We start from the raw sequence: 21,343 nt of genomic DNA, 5'->3' as shown, positions 1-21,343 counted from the left end.
TCGCGGCATACCCCGAAAGGCAGGAGTCCGCGGTCATGGCAACCTCCAGCAATGTGGAAGCCGAGCAGAAGTTCGACGCCGAAGCGTCCACGCCGCTCCCCGCCCTCGACGCGATCGACGGGATAGGGCGGGTGGGTGACCCCGCAAATCACAGTCTGGAAGCAATCTACTTCGACACGCGGCATCTGGCACTTGCTGCCCGGGGAATCACGCTGCGCCGCCGCACCGGAGGGCCCGACGCCGGTTGGCACCTGAAGCTCCCGCACAGTGCAGGCAAGCGAACAGAGATTCATGCACCGTTGGGCACTGCCGATACTGTCCCGGTGGAACTCATGGACCGTGTGCTTGCCTACACGCGCGGTCACGCAGTGGCCGCCGTCGCAACGCTGAACACCGAACGTACCAGCTACCCCCTATACGGCCCCGATGACCGCCGCGTGGCCGACTTCGTTGATGACCATGTCCGCGCCAAAGCAGGGCTCGGTGAACCCCGCGAGCTGGAATGGAGGGAGTGGGAGGTGGAGCTGGCGCCGGACGAAGCCGACGACGACGCCTTGCTGAACACTTTGACACAGCAACTTTCCGACGCCGGCGCAAAGCCAAGTGAGCGTACTTCCAAGCTGGCCACAGCACTGGGAGACCTGTGGCCTGCTTCGCAGCGGGCAGACCGTGAAGAGTCCAGCGGCAACGGCGCGGCCGTCATTCCCGTCCTCGAATATCTGGACGAGCAGGTGGCCGAGCTGCTCCTTCAGGATTCCCATGTTCGCCTTGAAAGGGACGACTCAGTCCACCAAATGCGATCCCAAATCCGCCGAATCCGTGCAGTGTTGCACGGTTACAGGGCGCTCTTCGAACAGGCGCCTGTTAAGGACCTGGAAAGGGAGCTGAAATCGCTGGCGAAGACTCTTGGCCGCTACCGCGATGTTGAGGTGTTGCACGAACGCCTGAAGAACAGCCTCGATGAACTGCCGGGGAAACTCGTCCTGGGCCAACTCCACAATGAACTGGAAGAACGGATGGCGCTGAGGGCCGATACTGCGATGTCTGCCATCAGGAACCGTTTGAACAGCCCCCGCTACTTCACGCTGCTGGATGACCTGGAAGCCTTCATCGACGTTCCGCCCATCACATCACAGGGATCCGAACCGGCGAGGGAGACTACGGCAAAGCTCGTCAACAAAGCCGGCAAAAGGCTTCGCAAACGGCACGACGAAGCGGTGGGTGCCGCCGTCGGACCTCAACGTGACAAGGCCTTCCACGAAGTCCGGAAGGCTGCCAAGAAGCTGCGCTTTGCCGCAGCGGCCGTCGAAGGCATCCACGGCAAACGTGCCTTGAAGCTCGGGGACGCTGCGCATAAGGTTCAGTCGATCCTTGGCGACCATCAGGACAGCGTCATGGCGCGCGCTGAACTGCTGAAGCTGGGCTCCGCGCCGGGTGTCAGCAACGGTGCATTCACGTATGGAGTGCTCCATGCGATGGAACGCACCGCCGCCGACACCACGGAGCAGGAGTACCTGCAAAAAGGCAAGAAGGCGCGGAAATTGCGCCTCAAGGAGTAAGAAAAAGGTTACTTCTTGAGGAAAGCCAGCAACGCCTCGTTGATCTCTGCGCCGTGCGTCCACAGCAGTCCGTGCGGCGCGCCTTCGATTTCCAGGTACTCGGCGTTGGGCAGCGCGTCCTTGAACCGGCGTCCCGTGACGTCGACGGGAAGGATATTGTCAGCTGTGCCGTGAACGATCAAGGCCGGCACGTCGATCTTGGGAATGTCGGCACGGAAGTCCGTCAGCCATGTGGGCTGGGCGGCAACTGATGCGAACGCTCCGGACTTGCTGGCCAGGTTCCAGCTGGCATCCAATGCTTCCTGGCTGAGGCGGTCCGTGCCCAGGAAGGTGTCGGTGTTGTAGAAGTTCTTGAAGAAGTCGGTGAAAAAGGCGTAACGGTCGGCGGTGACTGCCGAGGCGAGGCCGTCGAACACGTCCTGCGGCACGCCGTCCGGGTTATCGTCGGTCTTCAGGAGGAACGGCTCCAGCGAACCGAGGAACACGGCCTTGGCAACACGGGCCGAGCCGTACGTGCTGATGTAGCGCGCAACTTCACCGGTGCCCATGGAGAAGCCCACCAGCACGGCATCGTTCACATCCAGGGTGTCCAGCACCGTCTTCAAGTCAGCGGCGAAGGTGTCGTAGTCGTAGCCCTCGGTGGGCTGGCTGGACTTGCCGAACCCGCGGCGATCATAAGTAATGACGCGGTAACCGGCGTCGAGCAGTGCGGCAGTCTGCTTCTCCCACGAGGACCCGTCCAGGGGATAGCCGTGGATCAGGACCACTGCCTGGCCGCTCCCGTGGTCCTCGTAATAGAGCTCGATCTCAGTGCTGTTTTCGTTTCCGACGGTGATGTAAGCCAAAACTCAAGTCCCTTCGATGCGGTTCAACACGAACGTTTCCAGCCTACTGTCCGGGGCTGACAGTGGCACGGTCCCGATCATGGTGCTGCCTCGACGCCGCCACAGCATCCATGTTGTCCTCGGCCCATGCCTTCAGGTCGAAAATGATCGGAAGCAAGGATCGTCCACGGGGAGTGAGCTCATAATCAGTCCGCACCGGAACAGAAGCCGTGACCTCGCGGTGAATCAGGCCGTCCCGCTCGAGTGTTCGGAGCGTGGAGGTCAGCATCTTCTGGCTGGCTCCGGGAATATGGCGGCGGAGTTCACTGTGCCGTTGCGGACCGTCCTCCAGGGCGAGCATCACCAAGGTCACCCATTTACTGCTGATGGCTTCCAGCAGCTGGCGCGCCGGGCAGAGCTCCAAGGAGGCGTTGTAGTGGTGCTGCGCTCTCCGGCGGCTCTGGTCAGCTGTGAGTGTCATGCCCTCATCATTGCAGGCACGTGGAGGTGCCTTGGGCACCATAAAGTGCGTTCTTACGCTGCGTGACATCCCGGGCGAGGATCGAGGAGGGGACAAGACGACCCCTGATTCGAAAGGAACACCATGCCCTCCATCCTCCACATCAACGCCTCACCCCGGTACGCCAACAGCGATTCCCTGCGCCTTGCCCGCCACTTCATCGACTCTGTTCAAGCTGCAGCACCGGGGACGTTCGAACTGGAGACCCTGAACCTGTTCGACGACGGCGCGTTGCCGGCTTTTGGTCGGACGGCGGCTGCCGCGAAAATGTCCGTTTTCACGGGCCAGGACCAGACACCCGATCAGATTGCGGCGTGGGAGTCCGCTCGTGCGGTCTTTGACCAGTTCGCAGCCGCGGATGCCTACGTGTTCAACATCCCCATGTGGAATTCCGGTGTGCCCTATGTCCTGAAGCAGTGGATCGACATCATCACCCAGCCAGGCTGGAGCTTCGGGTTCGACCCCCACAAGGGCTACAGCGGACTCATGGAAGGCAAGCATGCTGTAGCGATCCACAGCAGCGGTGTCTACGCGCCCGGCGTTCCGGCAGCGTTCGGGTCCGATTTCAGCAGCACGTTCTTTGCCGACTGGTTGAACTTTGTCGGCATCCACGACGCCACGCATGTCCGGTTTGCCCCGACAGTACTCAACGCGGATGTGGAAGGCACCCGCCAGCTCGCTGAAACGGACCTCAGCGACGCCGCCCTGTTGTTCGCGGGGAAGCTGTGGGCGCTTCAGCTGGTCACCGACTGATTCCCCTACAGGTTGGTCATGCGCTCACCGGCTTCGTTGTACCTGCCACCCTCCACGGTGATCTTCGCCGCGGCCGCCTCGATTTCGTCCAGCTCAGCAGGCGAAAGCGCGACGTCGGCCGCGGCCAGGTTTTCTTCGAGGCGGTGCAGTTTCCGTGTGCCTGGAATCGGCACGATCCACGGCTTCTGAGCGAGCAACCATGCCAAGGCGATCTGGCCCGGCGTCGCGCCTTTCCTTTCAGCGATCCCGGCGAGCAGGTCCACCACCGCCTGGTTGTTCTGCATGGCCTCCGGGGTGAACCGCGGGATGGTGCTGCGGATATCGTTACCGGATTCGAAGCTGGTGGAAGCGGTGATGGTCCCGGTCAGGAAGCCTTTGCCCAAAGGGCTGAAGGGAACAAAGCCGATGCCAAGTTCTTCGCAAACGTCCAGGACTTCTTCCTCGGGGCGCCGCCACCACAACGAGTACTCGCTCTGCACAGCAGCCACGGGAAGGACCGAGTGCGCTCGCTGGATGGTCCCGGCCGCAGCCTCAGACATGCCGAAGTGCTTCACCTTTCCGGCATCCACCAATTCCTTGACAGCTCCGGCCACGTCCTCGATGGGGACGTCGGGGTCAACCCGGTGCTGGTAGTAGAGATCAAGTGCGTCCACTCCCAGCCGTTGCAGTGATCCTTCCACTACCTCTTTGATGACTTCCGGGCGGCTGCTGACCTTCCCGCTGGCCTTCCGCGCTGCCGGGTCAATGTCCCAACCGAACTTGGTGGCGATCACCACCTGGTCCTTGAACGGAGCAAGGGCTTCGCCCACGAGTTCCTCGTTGGCGTAGGGGCCGTAAATCTCGGCGGTGTCGAAGAACGTTACGCCCCGCTCCACTCCGGTGCGGATGAGCGAGATCATTTCGTCGCGGTCCGGCCGTTCGCTGTACCCGCCGGTCATGCTCATGCATCCCATGCCGATGGCGGATACTTCCAAGCCGCCGTTGCCAAGTGTGCGCTTTTCCATGGTTGATCTCCTGTGTGATTCCGGCAGATTGCTTCTTCGACGGTATGGCGATGCTGCCGCTTGAGGGAGTCCCTGCCATTACCCCTCACTTCCCTCTAGTTGCCCGCAGCAACCAGACGTAAACTGGCCTTCGGTTCATATTGCCTGGCTCGGAGACCCCATGCTGTGGAAGGTACTTGTTCGCTTCCTGCGGCCGCATCGGCGGCTGCTGATCGCCGTCGTCGTGTTCCAGCTGGCGCAGTCCATCGCGTCCCTCTACCTTCCGACGCTGAACGCCGACATCATTGACAACGGTGTCGCCACCGGGGATACGGACTACATCCTGCGCATGGGCGGGCTGATGCTGCTCATTACTTTGCTCCAGATCGCGTGCGCGGTGGTGGCCGTGTACTTCGGCGCGAAGGCTGCCATGGGGATGGGCCGTGACCTCCGCGACGCGATTTTCAGCCGCGTGGGCGAGTTCTCTGAGCAGGAGGTCACCAGGTTCGGGGCGGCGTCGCTGATTACCCGGTCCACCAACGATGTCCAACAGGTGCAGCAACTGGTCCTCATGTCCTGCACGCTTATGGTGGCGGCTCCCATGCTGAGCATCGGGGGCGTGGTCATGGCGGTGCGGCAGGACGTGCAGTTATCGTGGCTGATTGCGGTGTGCGTGCCGGTGCTGCTGGTGGCTGTTGGGCTGATCGTGACGCGGATGGTGCCGCTGTTCCGCAAGATGCAAGTCCGGATCGACGCCGTGAACAGGGTCCTCCGCGAGCAGCTCACCGGAATCCGCGTGGTGCGCGCGTTCGTCCGCGAAGACATGGAAGCAGCCCGGTTCGGCAAAGCGAACGACGACGTCACTGACGTTGCGCTGAGGGCCGGGTGTCTGATGGCGCTCATGTTCCCCGTGGTCATGCTGGTGATGAACGTGTCGTCCGTGGCGGTCATTTGGTTCGGGTCGTTCCGGATCGAGGACGGCTCCATGCAGGTGGGCACCCTGATCGCGTTCCTGAGCTACCTGATGCAAATCCTCATGTCCGTCATGATGGCCACGTTCATGGCGGTGATGATTCCGCGCGCGTCCGTTTCTGCCGACCGCATCGGCGAGGTGCTGGATACCGAGTCAAGTGTCCAGCCGCCGTCGAACCCTGTCACGGGCGGCATCCGCCGCGGCGAACTGGAAATGCGCGACGTCGGATTCGCCTACCCGGGCGCCGAACGGCCGGTGCTGAGCGGGCTGTCGTTCATCGCCCGGGCGGGGGAGACCACTGCGATCATCGGCAGCACGGGCGCCGGTAAAACAACCCTGGTGAACCTCATGCCCCGGCTCTTCGACGCCACGTCCGGATCGGTGCGGATGGACGGCGTGGACGTCCGCGAGCTGCATCCGGACCTATTGTGGGGCCATATCGGCTTGGTGCCGCAGCGGGCCTACCTGTTCTCCGGTACGGTCCGCAGCAACCTCCAGTACGGCAAGCCCGACGCCACCGACGACGAGTTGTGGCAGGCCCTTAACGTGGCCCGGGCCCGGGACTTCGTTGCAGATATGGAAGGCGGGCTGGATGCGGCCATCTCGCAGGGCGGGACCAACGTTTCCGGAGGGCAGCGGCAGAGACTCGCCATTGCCCGGGCCTTGGTGAAGCAGCCCGAGCTCTACATTTTCGATGACTCCTTCTCTTCCCTGGACACAGCCACGGACGCCCGGCTCCGGCAAGCCCTCAAACGCCACACCAACGGAGCAACGCTGGTGATTGTTGCCCAGCGGGTTTCCAGCATCGCGGACGCCGACCAGATCCTGGTGCTCGACGACGGCAGGATCGTTGGGCGCGGAACGCACCACGAACTGTTGGAGACGTCAGAAACGTACAGGGAAATCGTGTCCTCCCAACTCGCAGCGGAGGAGGCAGCATGAGCGCAGTATCAGCTGGCCCTCGGGGTCCCCAGCGTCCGGCCATGGGACCTGGCCGCGGAGGCCCGTTTGCCGGGATGAACATTCCGGCCGAGAAAGCCTCCAACTTCTCTGCCTCCGCACGGCGTTTGCTGGGCACACTGCGGCCTGAACGTTTTTGGTTGACGCTGGTGCTGGTCTTTGCCGTGGTCAGTGTTGCTTTGTCCGTGATCGGGCCAAGGTTGCTGGGCGAAGGCACCAACCTGATCTTCGCCGGCGTCGTCTCCAAAGAACTGCCCGCAGGCGCCTCCAAAGCCGAGGTGATCGCAGGGCTGCGCGCTTCAGGTGAGGACAGCAAGGCAGACATGCTGAGCGCCATGACCCTGACCCCCGGCGTCGGAATCGACTTTGGCGCCTTGGCCTCTCTGCTGCTGTGGGCGCTGGCGCTGTATGTCCTGGCCTCAGCGTTCGGTTGGATGCAGGCGTACGTGCTCAACGGCGTCGTGCAGCGAACTGTGTATAGCCTCCGCGAGCGGATCGAAGCGAAAATACACCGGCTGCCCCTGCGCTATTTCGACTCCATCCAGCGCGGCGAGCTGCTGAGCCGGGTGACCAATGATGTGGACAACATCTCCCAAAGCCTGCAGCAATCCATCAGCCAGGTGGTCTCATCACTGCTGACCGTGCTGGGTGTGCTGGTGATGATGTTCCTGCTCTCGCCGTTGCTGGCACTGATTGCCTTAGTGACCATCCCGCTGACCCTGGGGACAACGCTGCTGATCGCCAAACGTTCGCAGAAACTGTTCGTGGCGCAATGGAAGAACACCGGCGAGCTCAACGGCCAGATCGAGGAAACCTACACCGGGCACGCCCTGGTGAAAGTGTTCGGACGGCAGGACGAGGTCCAAGAGAAGTTCCGTGCGAAGAACGGCGAGCTGTATCAGGCGAGCTTCGGGGCGCAGTTCGTCAGCGGCCTGATCATGCCGGCCATGACATTCATCGGCAACCTCGTCTATGTGGGGATCGCGGTGGTGGGCGGCCTGCAGGTGGCCTCCGGATCCATGCAACTGGGCGACGTGCAGGCCTTTATCCAGTACTCGCGACAGTTCACCATGCCGCTGGCCCAACTCGGGTCCATGGCGAACATGCTGCAGTCCGGTGTTGCCTCTGCGGAGCGGGTTTTTTCCTTGCTGGACGAGGAGGAAGAGTCGGCCGAGCCTGCTCCTGTTCCACGGTCCGGCCCTTCGCGCGGACGTTTGATATTCGAGGACGTGTCCTTCCGGTATTCGCCGGACAAGCCGCTGATTACGGACCTCAGTTTGGTCGCCGAACCGGGTCAGAGTATTGCCATAGTTGGGCCCACCGGCGCGGGCAAGACCACGCTGGTGAACCTCATGATGCGGTTCTACGAGCTTGACTCCGGGCGGATAACGCTCGACGGCGTGGACATCGCCTCAATCCCACGGCACGAGCTGCGCTCGCGGATGGGCATGGTCCTCCAAGACACCTGGCTGTTCGGCGGGACTATCCGGGACAACATCGCTTACGGGCGACCCACTGCTTCCGAACCCGAAATTATGGAAGCCGCCCAAGCAACATATGTGGACCGGTTTGTTCGGTCACTGCCCGAGGGGTATGACACCCTGCTGGACGACGAAGGCGGCAACGTTTCGGCCGGTGAGAAGCAGCTGCTCACCATTGCCCGGGCCTTCCTGTCCCGGCCATCAGTGTTGATCCTCGATGAAGCCACCAGCTCCGTGGACACCCGCACCGAAGTGTTGGTTCAGAAAGCCATGAACGCCCTCCGCTCGGACAGGACCAGCTTCGTCATTGCGCATCGGCTCTCCACCATCCGCGACGCCGACCTCATCCTGGTGATGGAGGCCGGGCAGATCGTGGAACAGGGGACGCACTCGGAGTTGCTGGCCGCTGGTGGGGCGTATTCGCGGCTGTACGAGGCCCAGTTCGCGGCGCCGGTCTCTGAGGCCTGAGGGGCGTGTGGCTTCTGGCCCAACTTTCGACGCCGGACGGTCGGTTTGCAACTGTTTTAGGTTGGTTTTGGGGTGCTGGGGGACTCAACGCAGGGCCATCCGAGCAGTCTTAGAAGCGCCGGCCTAGCCGAATCGGTCAAAGGGGGGATCGATCTTGGGCTCCCTTCGTGCTTCCCGCCGCTTGACCACGGCCAGCGTGATGCCAGCGGCGCCAAGCCCGACGACAACGGCGACGAGTCCCCGCACCACTATGTTCACGTCAGTTCCTACGGCAAGTCCAACGCTGATCACAAGGATGGTGATCAGCAGTGCCGCCGTCGAAGCCAGTTCGCCGGGTGGCTTTCTCCGCGACGTACCCTTGGCATGTCGCTGGTCATGGATATCGGCCATGTGCTTCCTCCGCAGTCGGTGGTCGGGCAGTCGGGGTCGCAATGGGTTACAGGGCCCGACGGCGGAAGACGGTAAGCGCCACTCCACCAAGGACAAGAACCCACACCGCAAGTCCAAGTTGGCCACCCATCAGGTGGCCCAAACCGAGGTCCTCGATGGTGGACCCGCTGATGGCTCGCATGTATAAGGGGGTGGGGGTTGCATTCATGACAGCACTGACCGCCTCCGCCGCTTGCTCGGGGATCATGGCGCCCACAGCGAAGACGCCCAGGGGGAGGACCAGATTGACTCCGACCAGCAGCAGTACCGCCCCGAAGGCCCGCCCTACAATATGGGCCAGAGCCACGGCAATCAGAACCATGCTTGTACTGCCGACGACCGATACCGCCACGCAGAATAGCCCCGGCCCGGCAAATTTGCCGTCGGACAGAACCAAACCGAGCCCGGCGATGACGATCGTGATGAAGATGGTGACGCCTGCCGTCAGGGCAGCCCAGGACAAGATCCTGGCTACGAAGAGCCGGTCCCTTTTCGGTGTCAGGGACAGGGCCAGGCCCAACTGCCCTGTGTGGTCCCGGCCCACCGCGAAAACAGCTGCGATGGAAAGAACCAGCGCACTCATGAATGCCCCGGCTTCGATCGGGGCCGTGGCCATAATAAGGGTGGGTTCCGGGGTGAGGGACTTGATGATGAGCGTCGTAAGAACCCCGCTGGTCAAGGCCGCCGTGATCGCCACGATGACAAGAACGGGAACGCCGCCCTTCCCCAGGAGTCTGTGTGTCTCAGCCCGGGTAACAGCGCTGAGCTTCTGAAACGGGGTTACGGCAGTGAGGTGGTCGGGCGGCGATTCAGTCATGGTCATTCCGTTCCTCTGGATGCGCTCCGGGCCAGAACCTCGAAGTAGGTGTCTTCGAGACTTCGGGTCACCCGGGACAGGTGCGAAATCCCGGCTCCGGAGGCCAACGCCATAGAAGCGAGATTGCTCGGGTTTGTATGGTGGACGAGCAGTCCCTCGCGTTCGCGGGAGACGCGGAAGCCCCGTTGCGCCAAGGCAGTCAGCAGGATCTCGGGCCTGGGTGACTCAAGATAGTATGCCGTTTCGTCCAGATGCGACACGAAGTCCCCAATGCTTCCTTGCCCCAGGATCCGGCCTCCGCCGATCATGACAATGTCATCAGCCATTTCTGCCAGTTCCGCCATGTGGTGTGAGGACAGGAGGACCGTTGCGCCTTGTGAGGCCGCGGACGTAAAGAAGGACCTGATCCAGGCAATTCCGTCCGGGTCAAGCCCATTGATGGGTTCGTCCATGACCAGTACGTCCGGACGGCTCACGGTTGCGGTGGCGATGCCCAGCCTTTGGCGCATGCCTAACGAAAACGTGCGGACCCGGTTGTGTGCCACTTCCGCCAATCCGACCCTCTCCAGAGTGTCCATGCCCCATAAGAGTGGGAGTCCCTGCGAACGGCAGATGTAGTTGATGATGCCAGCTGCGGTTGCCTGCACTGGTAGCCATTCCGCCGATAAGAACAGTCCCATGGTCCTTCCCGGTCGCACGGCGTGCGCGAAATCTGTTCCCTTGACCCTTACGGCGCCAGTGTCAGGGCGTACCAGTCCAGCTATGGTTTTCAGGGCTGTGGACTTGCCTGCGCCATTGGGTCCAACGAATCCGGTGACCTTACCAGGCGCGGCGGTGAAAGAGACGTCCTGGAGCACCCTCTTTCTCCCAAAGCTCTTACTAAGGTGGTCAACGTGGATCATGAATATACTCCTTGGCGGTGGGGTGCTTGACAGTGCTGCGCTGCCGGTGAACGGCAATTTTAGGTGCGGACTCTGTCACAAGTTGGCCTATCTGGTGGGGGACCGCTGGTGAAAAGCTAAGCGCGGCCAACGTCTTAGGCCGACCAGCGAAGTAGTGGGCCCTCACTAGAGATAACTTGGTTGTCCTCAAGCTGGCGGCGGAAACGGAGTGAAGGCTGGTTGCGGCCAGGACCATTTCCTGATCCGCGAAGGAGTGACTGGCCCAACCGACACTCGCGCCAACTACAGAGATCTCTGCCCTCGCACGGCGGACCGCCATTGCTAGAACGGAGCATATGAGGGCTGATCCCATTGCGTCCAAGATGAGGCCGCCGCCTACCAGCTGGTGTAGAACCCAACCGGAAGCCAGTGATAGCGCCCCTACCGTCGCGAAGATCGCCAAGGATTTGGCGATGGATGCACGGCCGGAGGAGTCCAGCAGGGCTGGACGCGGGAGTTCCGGCAGGGATGAAGTGAGAATCTGTGTCACCTGCAATCGCGGCAAGGATGGGAGGACCATGTTTGTTCCCATTTGGGCATCCGAGTCCGTCGTCAGGATGGCGACCCGGGCTCGGTCGAGGAACATCTCGATAAGGTTGCGGCGTGCAGTGATTCCACCGACGGCCGAGGATTTCACGTCACGATGGTTGGTGGAGAGCCATCCGTAGCTGATGGTCAACCCGGCAGAATCACCGGTCACGGTAAAACCGTGGTATTTCACCAGGGAAGCGACCGACCCGACGAACAGGACCGCGCCGCCCAGCACTATGCCTCCCGACCATGGATGCGAAGTTAGTACGTGCAGGACACCATCCAAAACCTCCAGTTGGCTGGCCAGATCCGCTACCGTGATGATGGCAGCGGTCCCCAAAGCCACGACATGGCCGTAAATCAGGTTTGCAGTCACGAGGTCTCGCTTCCTGGCCGTGTACAGGACTGGCCGGCCCTTCACGTATAGCTCCGGAGCTGAGTTGTGGATGCCCGTGGCGGTGCTCCCGGACGGCGCAATCTGTGTATTTAGGGTTCGATGGGCCCTTACCAGCTCAACGATGGCGTCCAAGACCTTGTGTTCAATGCCGGGTACATCGATCTTGGTGTCATCTTGGCCGCCGGAGCGCAGGGAGATGGTCCCGAGTCCAAAGCGTCGAAACGCCCATGGTGAGCTGATGTCCACAACGGAGACATTCCGCCACGAAGTAGTACGCGTGGTTCTGAAGATAAGTCCACGGGTGAGGACGAACGAATCCTCTGAAATTGCATACCTCAGAGTTGACCACGTGTAGATGGGATGGACCAGGCGGATGATGAGTAGGCTGGCAATCAGGTAAACCGCCAGCGGTCCCGGCCAGAGCTGGGGTTGATACCCGTACAGGAATCCGGCGAAAACGAGGCTAGCAACGCTAGGAACTCCGCGGAGAGAGATGGCGGCCACAGCCTTCAGAGGTAGGCGCTGCCAAGCCTCAGTTGCCACGTGTCGGCGCTTCCATATAGGTGGACAACGCTTGCCTGCGGATTTCTTCGGCCACAGTGCGTTCCACGGGACCAAGCGGTTCAACGTGGTGGAGAGTAACAAACCTGACTTTGGCGAGGCCACCTTGCCGTAACAGCGGCCCCTCGATGACGGAGACATTCAAGATCTGGGCGGTCGAGAGGACCGTGTCCTTCGACACTACAAAACCCCGCTTAATCCGCACGGCATCTTTATCTACTTCGTAGGACGTGTGGCGAATCGTGAGTCGGCTGACAATCGGCACATCGATAATGAGACCTGCGGCGATGAGGACTACCATCGCAAGAAGGCATGGTGCGCTCCAACTTGGCGGGACGAGCAAGATGATCAGACCGCATGCGAGGATTCCAGTTATCAGCACCTCGGCTACGGAGCGGATCATGAGATAGCGCAAGGCCGCGGGCGGCAGGCTTGATGCATAGTTATGTGAACGGGCGGTGCGACTTGGCCGTCCATCCGCATTTTCTCCGCTAGTGCTGGCCACTCGGCCCCCTTCTATTTGCTCTGCCACGTACTCACTGTTGGTGGCACCGGTATGACTGGAGGGCGTTGGGCCTCCGGCCACACCGGTGCCCGACTCATGTCAGCCGATCCCTAGAATCTGCATGATCCATTGCGCGATGGTAGCGAAGCTCACACCTCGCTCCAGCCACCGCAGGACCGTACCCCAGTTATTCCTTGCCCACTGGGCGACAGCATTCACTACGCCTACTCCCCAGCGCCAAACCTGGCCAAGGACCCAACCAACAAACCTCAATACAGCTCCCATTTACATTCTCCATCTGACAATTAACGGTGATGTGTGGGAATTCCCCGCACGCATTCAACGCTATTTTTCAAATGAAACGCGGAATAGTATTCTATTCGCATCCGGAAATGTACTTCTGTATATGGCGTTGGTGCATTTGGCTACTTAAGGTGCAATTATCTGTAGTCAAATGTTTTAGACATCATTCTCTTGTCACTACTTGAACCTCGCCGGATTCAAGGGCGGCTATGAGGACTTGCAGACGATCATAGACGCCCCACTTCCCCATAATTCGTGATAGGTGGCCTTTGACGGCCGCCTCCGAGACGCTGAGATTCCTGGCAATGTCGCGATTGGAGTGCCCTTGGCGGAGGCATGCAACGACATCCCGTTCCCGGTTGGTTAAAGGGGGCAGATCGGCACGCGATGCCGCCTGTTTGGCGGGGCGCATTCTTCGCAACATGTCAAGCATTGCGATTAATGCGGATCGAGATAAATAGATGTGGCCTGCTGTCACTTCGGTAATAGCGGTCTGGATTTCGCGAACCGATGCATCTCCGGTGAGGATTCCGCGGGCGCCCGCGTCAATGATCTCCGGGATTCCTTCGGGCGTGGCGGCGTCGATGAAGACCATGAGATATGCCTGTGGGTAGAAGGAGAGCACGGGGAGGTACTCCGGCGCCGCCTCCCCGCGTGGTTGCCGCGCATCAACAACTACGAGGTTCGCCTGGTGGGCTCTACAGTCAGCCGCGAGCTCCAGGGGTGACATTGCTCGACTAAACATCGCCCGTGATCGCGGATTATATCGAAAGATTGCCGTCAGTACTGATTGCAACTGCGCGTCTTGGACGCTAACTACTACGGATACTTCCTGCACGCGGTAAACACCCTTCTTCATGGCCTCGCCGGGCAAGTTAGTTCCAACCCAATGCCCACTATGGTGAGCGTCGGGGTCTGTCGGTCGTTAGCAACTTGCGTTTTCTCCCCAAACGAACTGCTCGGTTGGGGCTCACCATAACCACGAAAAACAGTCTCTAGGTGCTCCAAACGCCAACACCTGGTCCCATTCGCACCAAACTAGGTGGTGAATGCACCAACCCCTAGTCCGGAACGGACCCATCTAGGTGGTGAGCAAGGCTCTCGGAACCACTGAGGAATACCGAGCCAGGGACTGGCGGCAGCCTGCGGCCTTCAGGCAACTACGTCAGCCGTGACGGTCGCAGGACGTTGGGGTGCCCGGCCTTGCTTGGGTCCAGTGGCACGGGACTGGTCAGCACGGCAGGGCCCCGATGCAGTAAGCCGCCGCCGATCACTTGGCATCGGACGCCGCCGCGCCCACGCATCGCTTTATGGGCGCCCGGGGCGAGCATTTCATCCATCCAGGCGCAGGGGTGGGCTGGTCGTCCGGCCTTGAGCCGCACCACGTCTCCACGGGACTCAATCGTGAAGTCGCGGCCCAGCAAAGGAGCCAGCTCTACTCCCCGAAGGACAACATTGCGTCGGGTTAGCAGGGGATCAAAAGGCCCGGCCCCGAGTTCTGAGGCGATGGCTTCCAAGGCTTCCACCGCGAACAGTGTAACGGCGGCATCCATGTGTGCCGCCTTGCCGAAGAACCTGTCGCCAACAATGCCTTTGCCCGCTACCAGCTCAGCCTGCCCGGCGTCGGTAGTGGGAACGTCTGCCGCTCCTTCGCGGGCACGGCCGAAGTAGGCGTGGCCCGGCGAGACCAAAAGGTGCAGCACCTCGACGTCGTACCTGTATTCAGCGGTCATCTCTCAACGCTAGCTCCAGCGTGGGCAGTATGCACCAGTCATTGCCCTCCGGAGTAAAGGCGGGGCCCTTGCGCCGCCTACCCGGCCTTCTCGCTCAGTGGCAGGATCTTCGTCTCCGATCACACGGTAACCCGCGACTCCCATGGCGAGCAGAGCGTGGAGTTGCAGTGGATGAGGCAAGCAGGGGCGGGCGCGTTCCTGGACGTCCTTATCGTCACCGTGGTTGCTTCGGTGGTGCTGGCCATCGGCCGGTTCGAAGTCGCCGCACTTCCTGTCCTTCTCGGTCTTGTTGGATTGAGCGCGGTTGACGCCGGGCTGCGATACGTGGCCATTCGCCACCGCGCGCTGAAGTGAAGGCGCGCTGAAGTGAAGAACAACCTCGCCGAGCGCCGTGCCGAGCGCCGATGGACGCAAGCTGACCTGGCAGCGGCACTAGGGGTTTCCCGGCAGACCGTCATCTCCATTGAGCGGGAGAAGTTTGATCCATCGCTCCCCTTGGCGTTCCTCATTGCCCGGACATTCGACTGTGCCATTGAGGACGTTTTCACGGCGGAGTAACGTGCTTGTGTCCCACGCCGCAGCGTTTTGAACGCCTGCCGGATTGTGGCACGGTGAACTTTGCGCAAGCCGCCGACGGCGCTGAACTCGCCTGGACTTCCGAAGGCCAAGGGGAGCCGATGCTGCTCATCGCCGGGCAAGCGACAGCCATGGACGGTTGGGGTCCGACGGCGGAACTTCTGTCCCGTCATTACCGCGTCATCCGCTTCGATCACCGCGGGATAGGCCGCAGTGGGAAGGGCGAAGCCGAGCGCTACACCACGCGGCTTCTGGCGGAGGATGCCGCAACTGTCCTTGATGCCGCCGGAGCGGATTTAGCACATGTGTACGGTCACTCGATGGGTGGCCGCGTTGGACAGTGGTTGGCCATCGACAAGCCGCAGAAAGTCCGTACTCTGATCCTCGCCGCAACGAGTGGTGGAAAGAGGCCGGAGGCCGGGATGCAGCCGGATAGGGCGGCCCTGCAAGCGCTCGTTAGTGGAGACATGGCCCGGCTTGAACCGCTCTTCTTTGATGCCGAATGGGCGCGGAAGAATCCGGGAGCGACGCATACCTTCTTCAACTCGCATGCTTCGGCTTGGGTCAAAGCACGTCATTTCAAGACCAGCCGCGAGCATGATGCTTGGAGTGGCCTCGGCTCCATCAAAGCGCCGACACTGATACTTCACGGCACCGAGGACGCCTTGGCCCCCTTGCCGAACGCGCTGCTCCTTCGGGAACAGATTCCCCGCTCGGTGCTCGTGAGGGCTCCCGGTGCTGGTCACGGCCTGCACTTGGACCATCCTGAGACGGTGGAGTGGATCCGGCAATTCATCGCCCGGAAGAGCAGCTAGCGCGCGGGAACCCGCAATACCTCGAGGGCCGCCAGCAGATACGGCACGGGATCCGGTTCGGAACCGGCAGCCCACTGCATCCAGGCTTCAAAGGTCGCGGCGAGGTAAGCGGCGCTCAAGTAGCGTGCCGCCGCGTCCGGAAGGCCGCTCTCAACCAGGAAGGCCAAGGTCTTTTCGCGCTGTGGCGCCAAGGATTCGTAGCTTCGACTGGTCAGTTCGGGGTGCTCGGCTATGAGGCGGAGCCTGCCGCGGGTGACCGATAGGTCCGGAATGGCGGCCACCCCGGCGGTAGTTGCTTCACGCAACCCGGCCAGCACTCCGGCGTCGGACTTTCCCTCCCTGTGGAACGAGCCGAAGGCGAGCGTGGACGCTTCAACCACCGGATCGCTGCCACCCCACACGAGGTCTGCTTTGCTGGCGAAGTAGCGGTAGAGGCTCTTGCGCCCGATGCCGGCGGCGCGGGCGATGTCTTCCATGGAGGTGTTCTCGTAGCCGTGCTCAGCGAAAAGGCCAAGGGCCAACCCGGCCACGGCGTCGGGGTCGATGGTTGAGGGTCGACCACTGGCACGCTGGGGCTTGGCATCTTCCGAAGTCATTCCTCCAGTATTCACTCTTACATAATGACACAGAGTGTCATAAGGTAGGGGAATCACCCGGCAATCATCGGAAGGACACCATGGGCATCGAAACTTCATGGCAGGAGGCCACCACCGCTGGCCGTTTTGCCGGCAAGACCGTCATCGTCACGGGCGCTGCATCGGGTATTGGACAGGCGACAGCTTTGAGGATCGCGAAGGAGGGCGGCAAAGTCATTGCGGCTGACATCAGCAAGGAGCGGCTGGATGCTCTTGTGGAGGAGAACACGAGTCTTGACCTGGTGCCCGTCTCCGGTGATATTTCCACCGAAGAGACAGTGGCGGCCGTGCTCGCCGCTGCGGGTGGACGCGTGCATGCCTTGGCTAACGTTGCCGGCATCATGGACAATTTTGCCCCGATCCACGAGGTTGATGACGAGCTCTGGGGGCGCGTTTTCCGCATCAACGTCACATCGCTCATGCGCCTGACCCGCGCAGTGGTGCCGCTCATGCTGGAGGCCGGATCCGGCTCGGTGGTCAACGTCGCTTCCGAGGCTGGCCTTCGTGGTTCTGCTGCCGGTGCGGCCTACACCGCCTCCAAGCACGCGGTGGTTGGCCTGACCAAGAATTCGGCGGTGATGTACGGTCCGAAGGGCTTGCGGTTCAACGCGGTTGCTCCGGGTCCCACCATCACCAACATCATGGCGAACTGGGGTTCACAGCTTGCTGCCGAGCGCCTCGGACCCCTGATGCAAGCAACAGTTCCCACGCCTGCAACAGCAGCTCAATTGGCTGCTTCCATTACGTTCCTGCTGAGTGACGACGGCACCAACGTCAACGGCGCCATTTTGGCGTCCGACGGCGGGTGGTCGGCGCTATAAGGAATGCTCACCAAGGTGTCGGACCAAGGCGTCGACGATAGGGAGTTGCCCTTTGACGAGCTTGGTCCGGGCCACCGCTTCCTCAAACCATTGAGCGTCGTCGATCTCCGGGAATTCCTTGATAGAGCCTGAGCCTTTGGGCCATTCCATGGGAAAGGTGTTGCTGAGAATCTGCTCAGGTTGAAAGTCGCTGGCTTCGGCTGTGAACGCGGTGATCAGCTTGCCTGAGGGCTGCCGAAAAACGCCTAATAGTTCGTACTTGGCCGCTGGCGGTGGGGTGCCGATTTCTTCGGTGAATTCCCGTTGTGCAGCAGTCAATGCGTCTTCATCCTCGGGGAATTCTCCCTTGGGAATTGACCATGCGTGTTCGTCTTTGCGGGCCCAAAAGGGCCCTCCCATGTGGGCTATCCACAGTTCCAGTTGCCCGGCTGTGTTTCGTCGATGAAGGAGGATGCCTGCGCTTCGAATGGTGATGTTCCCTCCCGGGGTAGGGTGCAGTTCGCAATTTCTGGGACACGTCAAGGCTAATCGCTGCGTTGGCACCGTTATCCAATTGATGTCTTGTGGACGGTTTTGCTTGTTCATTTTGCTTCCGGCAGGACCATGCCTACTCGATAATCGAGGACAGGCGTTTCTCGGGGGGGGGGGAAACGTCGTTTGCGGTCTCCGGCATCAGCCGGTGACGGTTCTGGGCGCATCAGCAGGAGGAAACAGCTATGGCATTGTCAGTGAGGCACCTTCCACGTGGGGGAAGAAAAGCAATGGGGTTGGCTGTCGTCGTTGCAGTCGGTTTATCGATGTTCACAGGGATGGGCCCAACGCACGCGGCGGACACCACGCCCATGGCTGAGGATCCTGGCCCGGTGGGCAGCTTCGCGTGGAAAGGGTTCAACTGGCAGAAGCGCTTTTGGGGCGGGGCGCCCATGTATAACGCAAGCTGGGATGCCAACAATGTGAGCAACCCGGACGCCAACGGGTACGTCAAGCTCTCCATCAGCAACCCCACGGGGTCGGCTCCGAAGGGCGCGGAATTCCAATCCACGCGTGAAGGATTCGGCTACGGAACGTACAGCACCACGGTGGAAAAGGACGTCAGCGCACTCCAGAAGGAAGTGGTGTGGGGCTGTCTGTTCACCTATGACCCCAATGCGGTGCCGGGGTATACGGAGATCGACCTTTGTGAAGCTTCGGCCTGGGGTGGGGGCGCCGCCTATGGTGAAAACTGGCCTGTGACCCAAGGCCATGGCTATTGGTTCGACGCCACTTTGCCTCCAGGGCAGGGCAACAACACCGTCACCTTTGATGTCACCAACGCTCCGATCCTCACGCACAGGATGGTTTGGGAACCGGGCAAGCTGACCTTCGAGACGTTTGCAGGGGAGGGCTACACCGGAACACTCTTGAAGCGGACGGTTCTGGAAGGCTCCAACGTTCCGCTTCCGGCCAAGGAACAGATTCACTTCAATCTTTGGGTGACCGGCGGTGGTGGCGGGGATGCGGCACGTGTGGCACCTGAGACTGTGACCATCCGGGACTTCTCCTTTGTTCCCGCAAATCAGGGTGAACTCACGGCACCAACACCCACCATCTCCGGTACGGCAGCAGTCGGCTCAACGTTGACCGCAGCGCCGGGAACCTGGACCACCGGAACTGCACTGAGCTACCAGTGGTTCCGGAACGGCACGGCAATTAGTGGTGCAACGGGTGCCACCAGGGTGCTCGCGGCCGCGGACCAGGGCACCAGCCTGACGGTCCGTGTGACGGGAACCAAGGCCGGCTATGCCACTGCCACCAAGGAGTCTGCTCCCACGGCTGCCGTGGTGGCGGGGACTCTAGTAGCTCCGATTCCCACCATCACCGGAACGCTTGCAGTGGGTTCAACGCTGACGGCCAACCCCGGAACGTGGACGTCCGGGACTGCCTTGACGTATCAGTGGTATCGCTCAGGTGTGGCCATCCCCGGTGCAACAGCCAAGAATTACAAGCTGGTGAGTGCTGACCAGGCTGACGCGATGAGCGTGAGGGTAACCGGTACCAAAGCCGGTTACAGCACGGTGGCCAAGTACTCCGTAAGCACGGCGCTGGTTCCGTAGGCATGTAGCCCGGATACAACGAAACCCGCAGTTGTGTCGCGCTGGAGGGTGCGACACAACTGCGGGCCTGATTTTTGCTAGCTCTTCTGTGCCCGGACCGGAACAATCCTCTTGATGGCGAGTCCGAGTGCCAGCATGGCAAAGGCTGCCAGTGCGAACCAGAAGAGATCTCCGGCTCCGGTCATTGCGAGCGTTCCGGAGCCCATTCCGGCGGCTGCTGCCCCTGTCACTGGAGCTACTGGGTTGTTGTACATGAGTCGACTACCAAACTTTCTTTCTGTTGAGTGCTGCGTCCAGGTACGCCTTGGCGTGAACAGCCTGGAGGAAGATATCGATGACGGTTTCGTACATGGTTGCGGCCAGGAGCATGTACCTCCAGCCCCGGAAACGCACCGTTACTATGCGTTCCAGGATGAAAATGCCGGTGACGGTAATCCAGAAGGGCTGAAGGTTCAGGCCCATCCCGGATATCAACGCGAACAGGAGGGAGCCGAAGTAGGCCAAGGTCACCAAGACGCCGAGCATGGAAAGAAATTGGCGTCCCCAGTAAGGCCTGGTCACTTTGGTCCATCCGTATTGCACGCAGTTCTCCACCGCGCCGCGCTTCCACCGCAGCCGCTGTGACCACAGTTCACGCCACGTAGGCATGACCTCTGTGACCAACGTGCAGTTTGATGGGGATGCGATGCGGTAGCCCAGGGTCAACAGGGCAAAGGAGAGTTCGTTGTCCTCGGTCAGGACCGAGGTATCGTAGACGCCGCCCTTGCCGTTGCCGGGAGGGAGGGTGCCCTTCAACCGGGCGGCTACGACGTCCCGCAATGTCTTGACGCGGAAAAGGGCCGCTGTGCCGGTGACCACCAGGCACTTGCCGTGCAGTCGTTTCACATCGCGTGCATAGCGTGCGTATTCGTTGCGTTGCAGATGGCCAACAAAGCCGCCACCAGGACCACCGCTGAACACGCCGCCAACGGCGCCGAGCAGTTCGTCGGCCAATAGGTTCTTGGTGGCATTCTCGATGAAGTCGAGGGCGAGCTGCGAGTCGGCATCCTGGACCAGCACAAGGTCCTCAGGGTCGGCATCAGGAAGGAGCTCGCTGAGCGCGAAGTTCAGCGCGCCGGCCTTTTTGTCCTTGTTGCCCGCCGTCCGGATCACTTCGGCGCCCTGGGCCAGTGCAAGCTCTTCGGTGTCGTCGGTGCAGTTGTCCGCCACTACGATGATGCGGTCCGGCCGGTGGGTTTGGTTGTTCAAGGAGTGAAGCGTCTCGGTGATGCCGGCGGACTCGTTGTGTGCCGGAACCAGGACGGTGACCACACCGCCTGCCGCGCGGTGGGATCGGCGCGGCCTGACTGCCGTGTCCAGCGTGTTTCCCGGGGCCGGTGCAGCTGTGGTGGCCTTGGTTTCCGTAAGCATTGTGATCCCTCCGTTCATGCGTTGAAGCGTTGTCTCACTTAGAGTTCCAACGCCAACGCAAGATCAGAGGAGGGAAAGCATCAAGGAAGTCTCAAGGTTGCATCAGGAGTTTCTGAGTGCCGTCACGAACGGTGTCCACCGTGCACTAGGGCGCAAACACGGCGCGGAACCCGTAGTTGTTCGAATTACGAGCCGAACAACGCCGGGGGAGTCGGACAAATGCGGGAGGCGATTAACCTCGATTTTTCATGACGG

The 21,343-nt window shown here is 61.2% G+C and carries 24 protein-coding genes; 9 read left to right on the top strand and 15 right to left on the bottom strand.

Features of this window, described 5'->3' with window-relative positions; all coding sequences use genetic code 11:
* Window positions 1–35 precede the first annotated feature (35 nt).
* Window positions 36–1,559 carry a CYTH and CHAD domain-containing protein gene (locus ACLRGI_RS07110; RefSeq protein ID WP_419200964.1) on the top strand — a complete coding sequence of 508 codons (1,524 nt, stop codon included), beginning with the start codon at window positions 36–38 and terminating at the stop codon, window positions 1,557–1,559.
* Window positions 1,560–1,567: 8 nt separating this feature from the next.
* Here the strand turns inward: ACLRGI_RS07110 and ACLRGI_RS07105 are convergent, their stop codons facing one another.
* The gene (locus tag ACLRGI_RS07105) at window positions 1,568–2,404 is read right to left on the bottom strand and encodes an alpha/beta fold hydrolase (RefSeq protein WP_419200963.1); all 837 of its coding nucleotides are present in this window, start codon (window positions 2,402–2,404) and stop codon (window positions 1,568–1,570) included.
* A 43-nt stretch (window positions 2,405–2,447) separates the two neighbouring features.
* Window positions 2,448–2,864, bottom strand: coding sequence for a winged helix-turn-helix transcriptional regulator (locus ACLRGI_RS07100; RefSeq protein ID WP_419200962.1), 417 nt, complete (start codon window positions 2,862–2,864; stop codon window positions 2,448–2,450).
* Window positions 2,865–2,987: 123 nt separating this feature from the next.
* On the opposite strand from ACLRGI_RS07100, the gene ACLRGI_RS07095 reads away from it, so the two are divergent.
* The gene (locus ACLRGI_RS07095) at window positions 2,988–3,656 is read left to right on the top strand and encodes an FMN-dependent NADH-azoreductase (RefSeq protein ID WP_419200961.1); all 669 of its coding nucleotides are present in this window, start codon (window positions 2,988–2,990) and stop codon (window positions 3,654–3,656) included.
* A gap of 5 nt (window positions 3,657–3,661) precedes the next feature.
* Here the strand turns inward: ACLRGI_RS07095 and ACLRGI_RS07090 are convergent, their stop codons facing one another.
* Window positions 3,662–4,660, bottom strand: a complete 999-nt coding sequence (locus tag ACLRGI_RS07090; RefSeq protein ID WP_419200960.1) for an aldo/keto reductase — start codon at window positions 4,658–4,660, stop codon at window positions 3,662–3,664.
* Window positions 4,661–4,820: 160 nt separating this feature from the next.
* On the opposite strand from ACLRGI_RS07090, the gene ACLRGI_RS07085 reads away from it, so the two are divergent.
* Complete coding sequence (locus ACLRGI_RS07085; protein WP_419200959.1) at window positions 4,821–6,554, top strand: ABC transporter ATP-binding protein; 1,734 nt, start codon at window positions 4,821–4,823, stop codon at window positions 6,552–6,554.
* Window positions 6,551–8,521, top strand: coding sequence for an ABC transporter ATP-binding protein (locus tag ACLRGI_RS07080; protein WP_419200958.1), 1,971 nt, complete (start codon window positions 6,551–6,553; stop codon window positions 8,519–8,521). The genes ACLRGI_RS07085 and ACLRGI_RS07080 overlap by 4 nt, the downstream gene beginning before the upstream one ends.
* Window positions 8,522–8,644: 123 nt before the next feature.
* Here the strand turns inward: ACLRGI_RS07080 and ACLRGI_RS07075 are convergent, their stop codons facing one another.
* The 8 genes from ACLRGI_RS07075 to ACLRGI_RS07040 all read right to left on the bottom strand — a co-directional run bounded on the left by ACLRGI_RS07075 (window position 8,645) and on the right by ACLRGI_RS07040 (window position 14,738).
* Window positions 8,645–8,911, bottom strand: coding sequence for a hypothetical protein (locus ACLRGI_RS07075; RefSeq protein WP_419200957.1), 267 nt, complete (start codon window positions 8,909–8,911; stop codon window positions 8,645–8,647).
* A 46-nt stretch (window positions 8,912–8,957) separates the two neighbouring features.
* Window positions 8,958–9,767: a hypothetical protein gene (locus tag ACLRGI_RS07070; protein WP_419200956.1), complete on the bottom strand. Its 810-nt coding sequence runs from the start codon at window positions 9,765–9,767 to the stop codon at window positions 8,958–8,960.
* A 2-nt stretch (window positions 9,768–9,769) separates the two neighbouring features.
* Window positions 9,770–10,669, bottom strand: coding sequence for an ABC transporter ATP-binding protein (locus ACLRGI_RS07065; protein WP_419200955.1), 900 nt, complete (start codon window positions 10,667–10,669; stop codon window positions 9,770–9,772).
* Complete coding sequence (locus ACLRGI_RS07060; RefSeq protein WP_419200954.1) at window positions 10,656–12,179, bottom strand: PH domain-containing protein; 1,524 nt, start codon at window positions 12,177–12,179, stop codon at window positions 10,656–10,658. The genes ACLRGI_RS07065 and ACLRGI_RS07060 overlap by 14 nt, the downstream gene beginning before the upstream one ends.
* A complete protein-coding gene (locus tag ACLRGI_RS07055) occupies window positions 12,169–12,702 on the bottom strand; it encodes a PH domain-containing protein (RefSeq protein WP_419200953.1) in 534 nt (177 codons plus the stop codon). The genes ACLRGI_RS07060 and ACLRGI_RS07055 overlap by 11 nt, the downstream gene beginning before the upstream one ends.
* A gap of 99 nt (window positions 12,703–12,801) precedes the next feature.
* The gene (locus ACLRGI_RS07050; RefSeq protein WP_419200952.1) at window positions 12,802–12,987 is read right to left on the bottom strand and encodes an aureocin A53 family class IId bacteriocin; all 186 of its coding nucleotides are present in this window, start codon (window positions 12,985–12,987) and stop codon (window positions 12,802–12,804) included.
* 181 nt (window positions 12,988–13,168) lie between these two features.
* Window positions 13,169–13,600, bottom strand: coding sequence for a response regulator transcription factor (locus ACLRGI_RS07045; protein ID WP_419200951.1), 432 nt, complete (start codon window positions 13,598–13,600; stop codon window positions 13,169–13,171).
* Window positions 13,601–14,165: 565 nt separating this feature from the next.
* Window positions 14,166–14,738 (bottom strand): MOSC domain-containing protein, encoded by a 573-nt coding sequence (locus ACLRGI_RS07040; RefSeq protein WP_419200950.1) that lies wholly within the window; start codon window positions 14,736–14,738, stop codon window positions 14,166–14,168.
* Window positions 14,739–14,909: 171 nt separating this feature from the next.
* Here ACLRGI_RS07040 and ACLRGI_RS07035 point away from each other — a divergent pair, with 171 nt between their 5' ends.
* The 3 genes from ACLRGI_RS07035 to ACLRGI_RS07025 are packed head-to-tail and all read left to right on the top strand — an operon-like array spanning window position 14,910 to window position 16,129.
* Window positions 14,910–15,092: a hypothetical protein gene (locus ACLRGI_RS07035; RefSeq protein WP_419200949.1), complete on the top strand. Its 183-nt coding sequence runs from the start codon at window positions 14,910–14,912 to the stop codon at window positions 15,090–15,092.
* A gap of 12 nt (window positions 15,093–15,104) precedes the next feature.
* On the top strand, window positions 15,105–15,296 hold the full coding sequence (locus tag ACLRGI_RS07030; RefSeq protein ID WP_419200948.1) for a helix-turn-helix transcriptional regulator: 192 nt from the start codon (window positions 15,105–15,107) through the stop codon (window positions 15,294–15,296).
* 53 nt (window positions 15,297–15,349) lie between these two features.
* Window positions 15,350–16,129: an alpha/beta fold hydrolase gene (locus ACLRGI_RS07025; RefSeq protein WP_419200947.1), complete on the top strand. Its 780-nt coding sequence runs from the start codon at window positions 15,350–15,352 to the stop codon at window positions 16,127–16,129.
* Here the strand turns inward: ACLRGI_RS07025 and ACLRGI_RS07020 are convergent.
* The gene (locus ACLRGI_RS07020; RefSeq protein WP_419200946.1) at window positions 16,126–16,725 is read right to left on the bottom strand and encodes a TetR family transcriptional regulator; all 600 of its coding nucleotides are present in this window, start codon (window positions 16,723–16,725) and stop codon (window positions 16,126–16,128) included. The two genes, ACLRGI_RS07025 and ACLRGI_RS07020, sit on opposite strands and share 4 nt — an antisense overlap.
* A gap of 80 nt (window positions 16,726–16,805) precedes the next feature.
* On the opposite strand from ACLRGI_RS07020, the gene ACLRGI_RS07015 reads away from it, so the two are divergent.
* Entirely contained in the window at window positions 16,806–17,585 is a 780-nt protein-coding gene (locus ACLRGI_RS07015; RefSeq protein ID WP_419200945.1) for an SDR family NAD(P)-dependent oxidoreductase, read from the top strand.
* On the opposite strand, the gene ACLRGI_RS07010 is transcribed toward ACLRGI_RS07015, so the two are convergent.
* Window positions 17,580–18,059, bottom strand: a complete 480-nt coding sequence (locus tag ACLRGI_RS07010) for an NUDIX hydrolase (RefSeq protein ID WP_419200997.1) — start codon at window positions 18,057–18,059, stop codon at window positions 17,580–17,582. The genes ACLRGI_RS07015 and ACLRGI_RS07010 overlap by 6 nt on opposite strands.
* A 368-nt stretch (window positions 18,060–18,427) precedes the next feature.
* Here ACLRGI_RS07010 and ACLRGI_RS07005 point away from each other — a divergent pair, with 368 nt between their 5' ends.
* Window positions 18,428–19,678, top strand: coding sequence for a hypothetical protein (locus tag ACLRGI_RS07005; protein ID WP_419200944.1), 1,251 nt, complete (start codon window positions 18,428–18,430; stop codon window positions 19,676–19,678).
* Window positions 19,679–19,755: 77 nt separating this feature from the next.
* Here ACLRGI_RS07005 and ACLRGI_RS07000 read toward each other — a convergent pair whose 3' ends face one another.
* Together ACLRGI_RS07000 and ACLRGI_RS06995 are read right to left on the bottom strand one after the other, a co-directional pair.
* The gene (locus tag ACLRGI_RS07000) at window positions 19,756–19,932 is read right to left on the bottom strand and encodes a hypothetical protein (RefSeq protein ID WP_419200943.1); all 177 of its coding nucleotides are present in this window, start codon (window positions 19,930–19,932) and stop codon (window positions 19,756–19,758) included.
* A gap of 7 nt (window positions 19,933–19,939) precedes the next feature.
* Entirely contained in the window at window positions 19,940–21,088 is a 1,149-nt protein-coding gene (locus ACLRGI_RS06995) for a glycosyltransferase family 2 protein (RefSeq protein WP_419200942.1), read from the bottom strand.
* Window positions 21,089–21,343 lie beyond the last annotated feature (255 nt).

The organism is Paenarthrobacter sp. PPS72 (assembly GCF_048537125.1).
GTDB lineage: Bacteria > Actinomycetota > Actinomycetes > Actinomycetales > Micrococcaceae > Arthrobacter > Arthrobacter nitroguajacolicus_E.
The sequence above is the reverse complement of the archived record's forward strand: the minus strand, read 5'-3'. Positions and strand labels throughout refer to the sequence as shown.

What these genes read in the sequence shown, in the direction of transcription:
- ACLRGI_RS07110 (WP_419200964.1), top strand. Translation starts at nt 36, where the DNA reads ATGGCAACCTCCAGCAATGTGGAAGCCGAGCAGAAGTTCGACGCCGAA.
- ACLRGI_RS07100 (WP_419200962.1), bottom strand. Translation starts at nt 2,864, where the DNA reads ATGACACTCACAGCTGACCAGAGCCGCCGGAGAGCGCAGCACCACTAC.
- ACLRGI_RS07095 (WP_419200961.1), top strand. Translation starts at nt 2,988, where the DNA reads ATGCCCTCCATCCTCCACATCAACGCCTCACCCCGGTACGCCAACAGC.
- ACLRGI_RS07090 (WP_419200960.1), bottom strand. Translation starts at nt 4,660, where the DNA reads ATGGAAAAGCGCACACTTGGCAACGGCGGCTTGGAAGTATCCGCCATC.
- ACLRGI_RS07085 (WP_419200959.1), top strand. Translation starts at nt 4,821, where the DNA reads ATGCTGTGGAAGGTACTTGTTCGCTTCCTGCGGCCGCATCGGCGGCTG.
- ACLRGI_RS07080 (WP_419200958.1), top strand. Translation starts at nt 6,551, where the DNA reads ATGAGCGCAGTATCAGCTGGCCCTCGGGGTCCCCAGCGTCCGGCCATG.
- ACLRGI_RS07075 (WP_419200957.1), bottom strand. Translation starts at nt 8,911, where the DNA reads ATGGCCGATATCCATGACCAGCGACATGCCAAGGGTACGTCGCGGAGA.
- ACLRGI_RS07070 (WP_419200956.1), bottom strand. Translation starts at nt 9,767, where the DNA reads ATGACTGAATCGCCGCCCGACCACCTCACTGCCGTAACCCCGTTTCAG.
- ACLRGI_RS07065 (WP_419200955.1), bottom strand. Translation starts at nt 10,669, where the DNA reads ATGATCCACGTTGACCACCTTAGTAAGAGCTTTGGGAGAAAGAGGGTG.
- ACLRGI_RS07050 (WP_419200952.1), bottom strand. Translation starts at nt 12,987, where the DNA reads ATGGGAGCTGTATTGAGGTTTGTTGGTTGGGTCCTTGGCCAGGTTTGG.
- ACLRGI_RS07045 (WP_419200951.1), bottom strand. Translation starts at nt 13,600, where the DNA reads ATGGTCTTCATCGACGCCGCCACGCCCGAAGGAATCCCGGAGATCATT.
- ACLRGI_RS07040 (WP_419200950.1), bottom strand. Translation starts at nt 14,738, where the DNA reads ATGACCGCTGAATACAGGTACGACGTCGAGGTGCTGCACCTTTTGGTC.
- ACLRGI_RS07035 (WP_419200949.1), top strand. Translation starts at nt 14,910, where the DNA reads ATGAGGCAAGCAGGGGCGGGCGCGTTCCTGGACGTCCTTATCGTCACC.
- ACLRGI_RS07020 (WP_419200946.1), bottom strand. Translation starts at nt 16,725, where the DNA reads ATGACTTCGGAAGATGCCAAGCCCCAGCGTGCCAGTGGTCGACCCTCA.
- ACLRGI_RS07015 (WP_419200945.1), top strand. Translation starts at nt 16,806, where the DNA reads ATGGGCATCGAAACTTCATGGCAGGAGGCCACCACCGCTGGCCGTTTT.
- ACLRGI_RS07005 (WP_419200944.1), top strand. Translation starts at nt 18,428, where the DNA reads ATGGCTGAGGATCCTGGCCCGGTGGGCAGCTTCGCGTGGAAAGGGTTC.
- ACLRGI_RS07000 (WP_419200943.1), bottom strand. Translation starts at nt 19,932, where the DNA reads ATGTACAACAACCCAGTAGCTCCAGTGACAGGGGCAGCAGCCGCCGGA.
- ACLRGI_RS06995 (WP_419200942.1), bottom strand. Translation starts at nt 21,088, where the DNA reads ATGCTTACGGAAACCAAGGCCACCACAGCTGCACCGGCCCCGGGAAAC.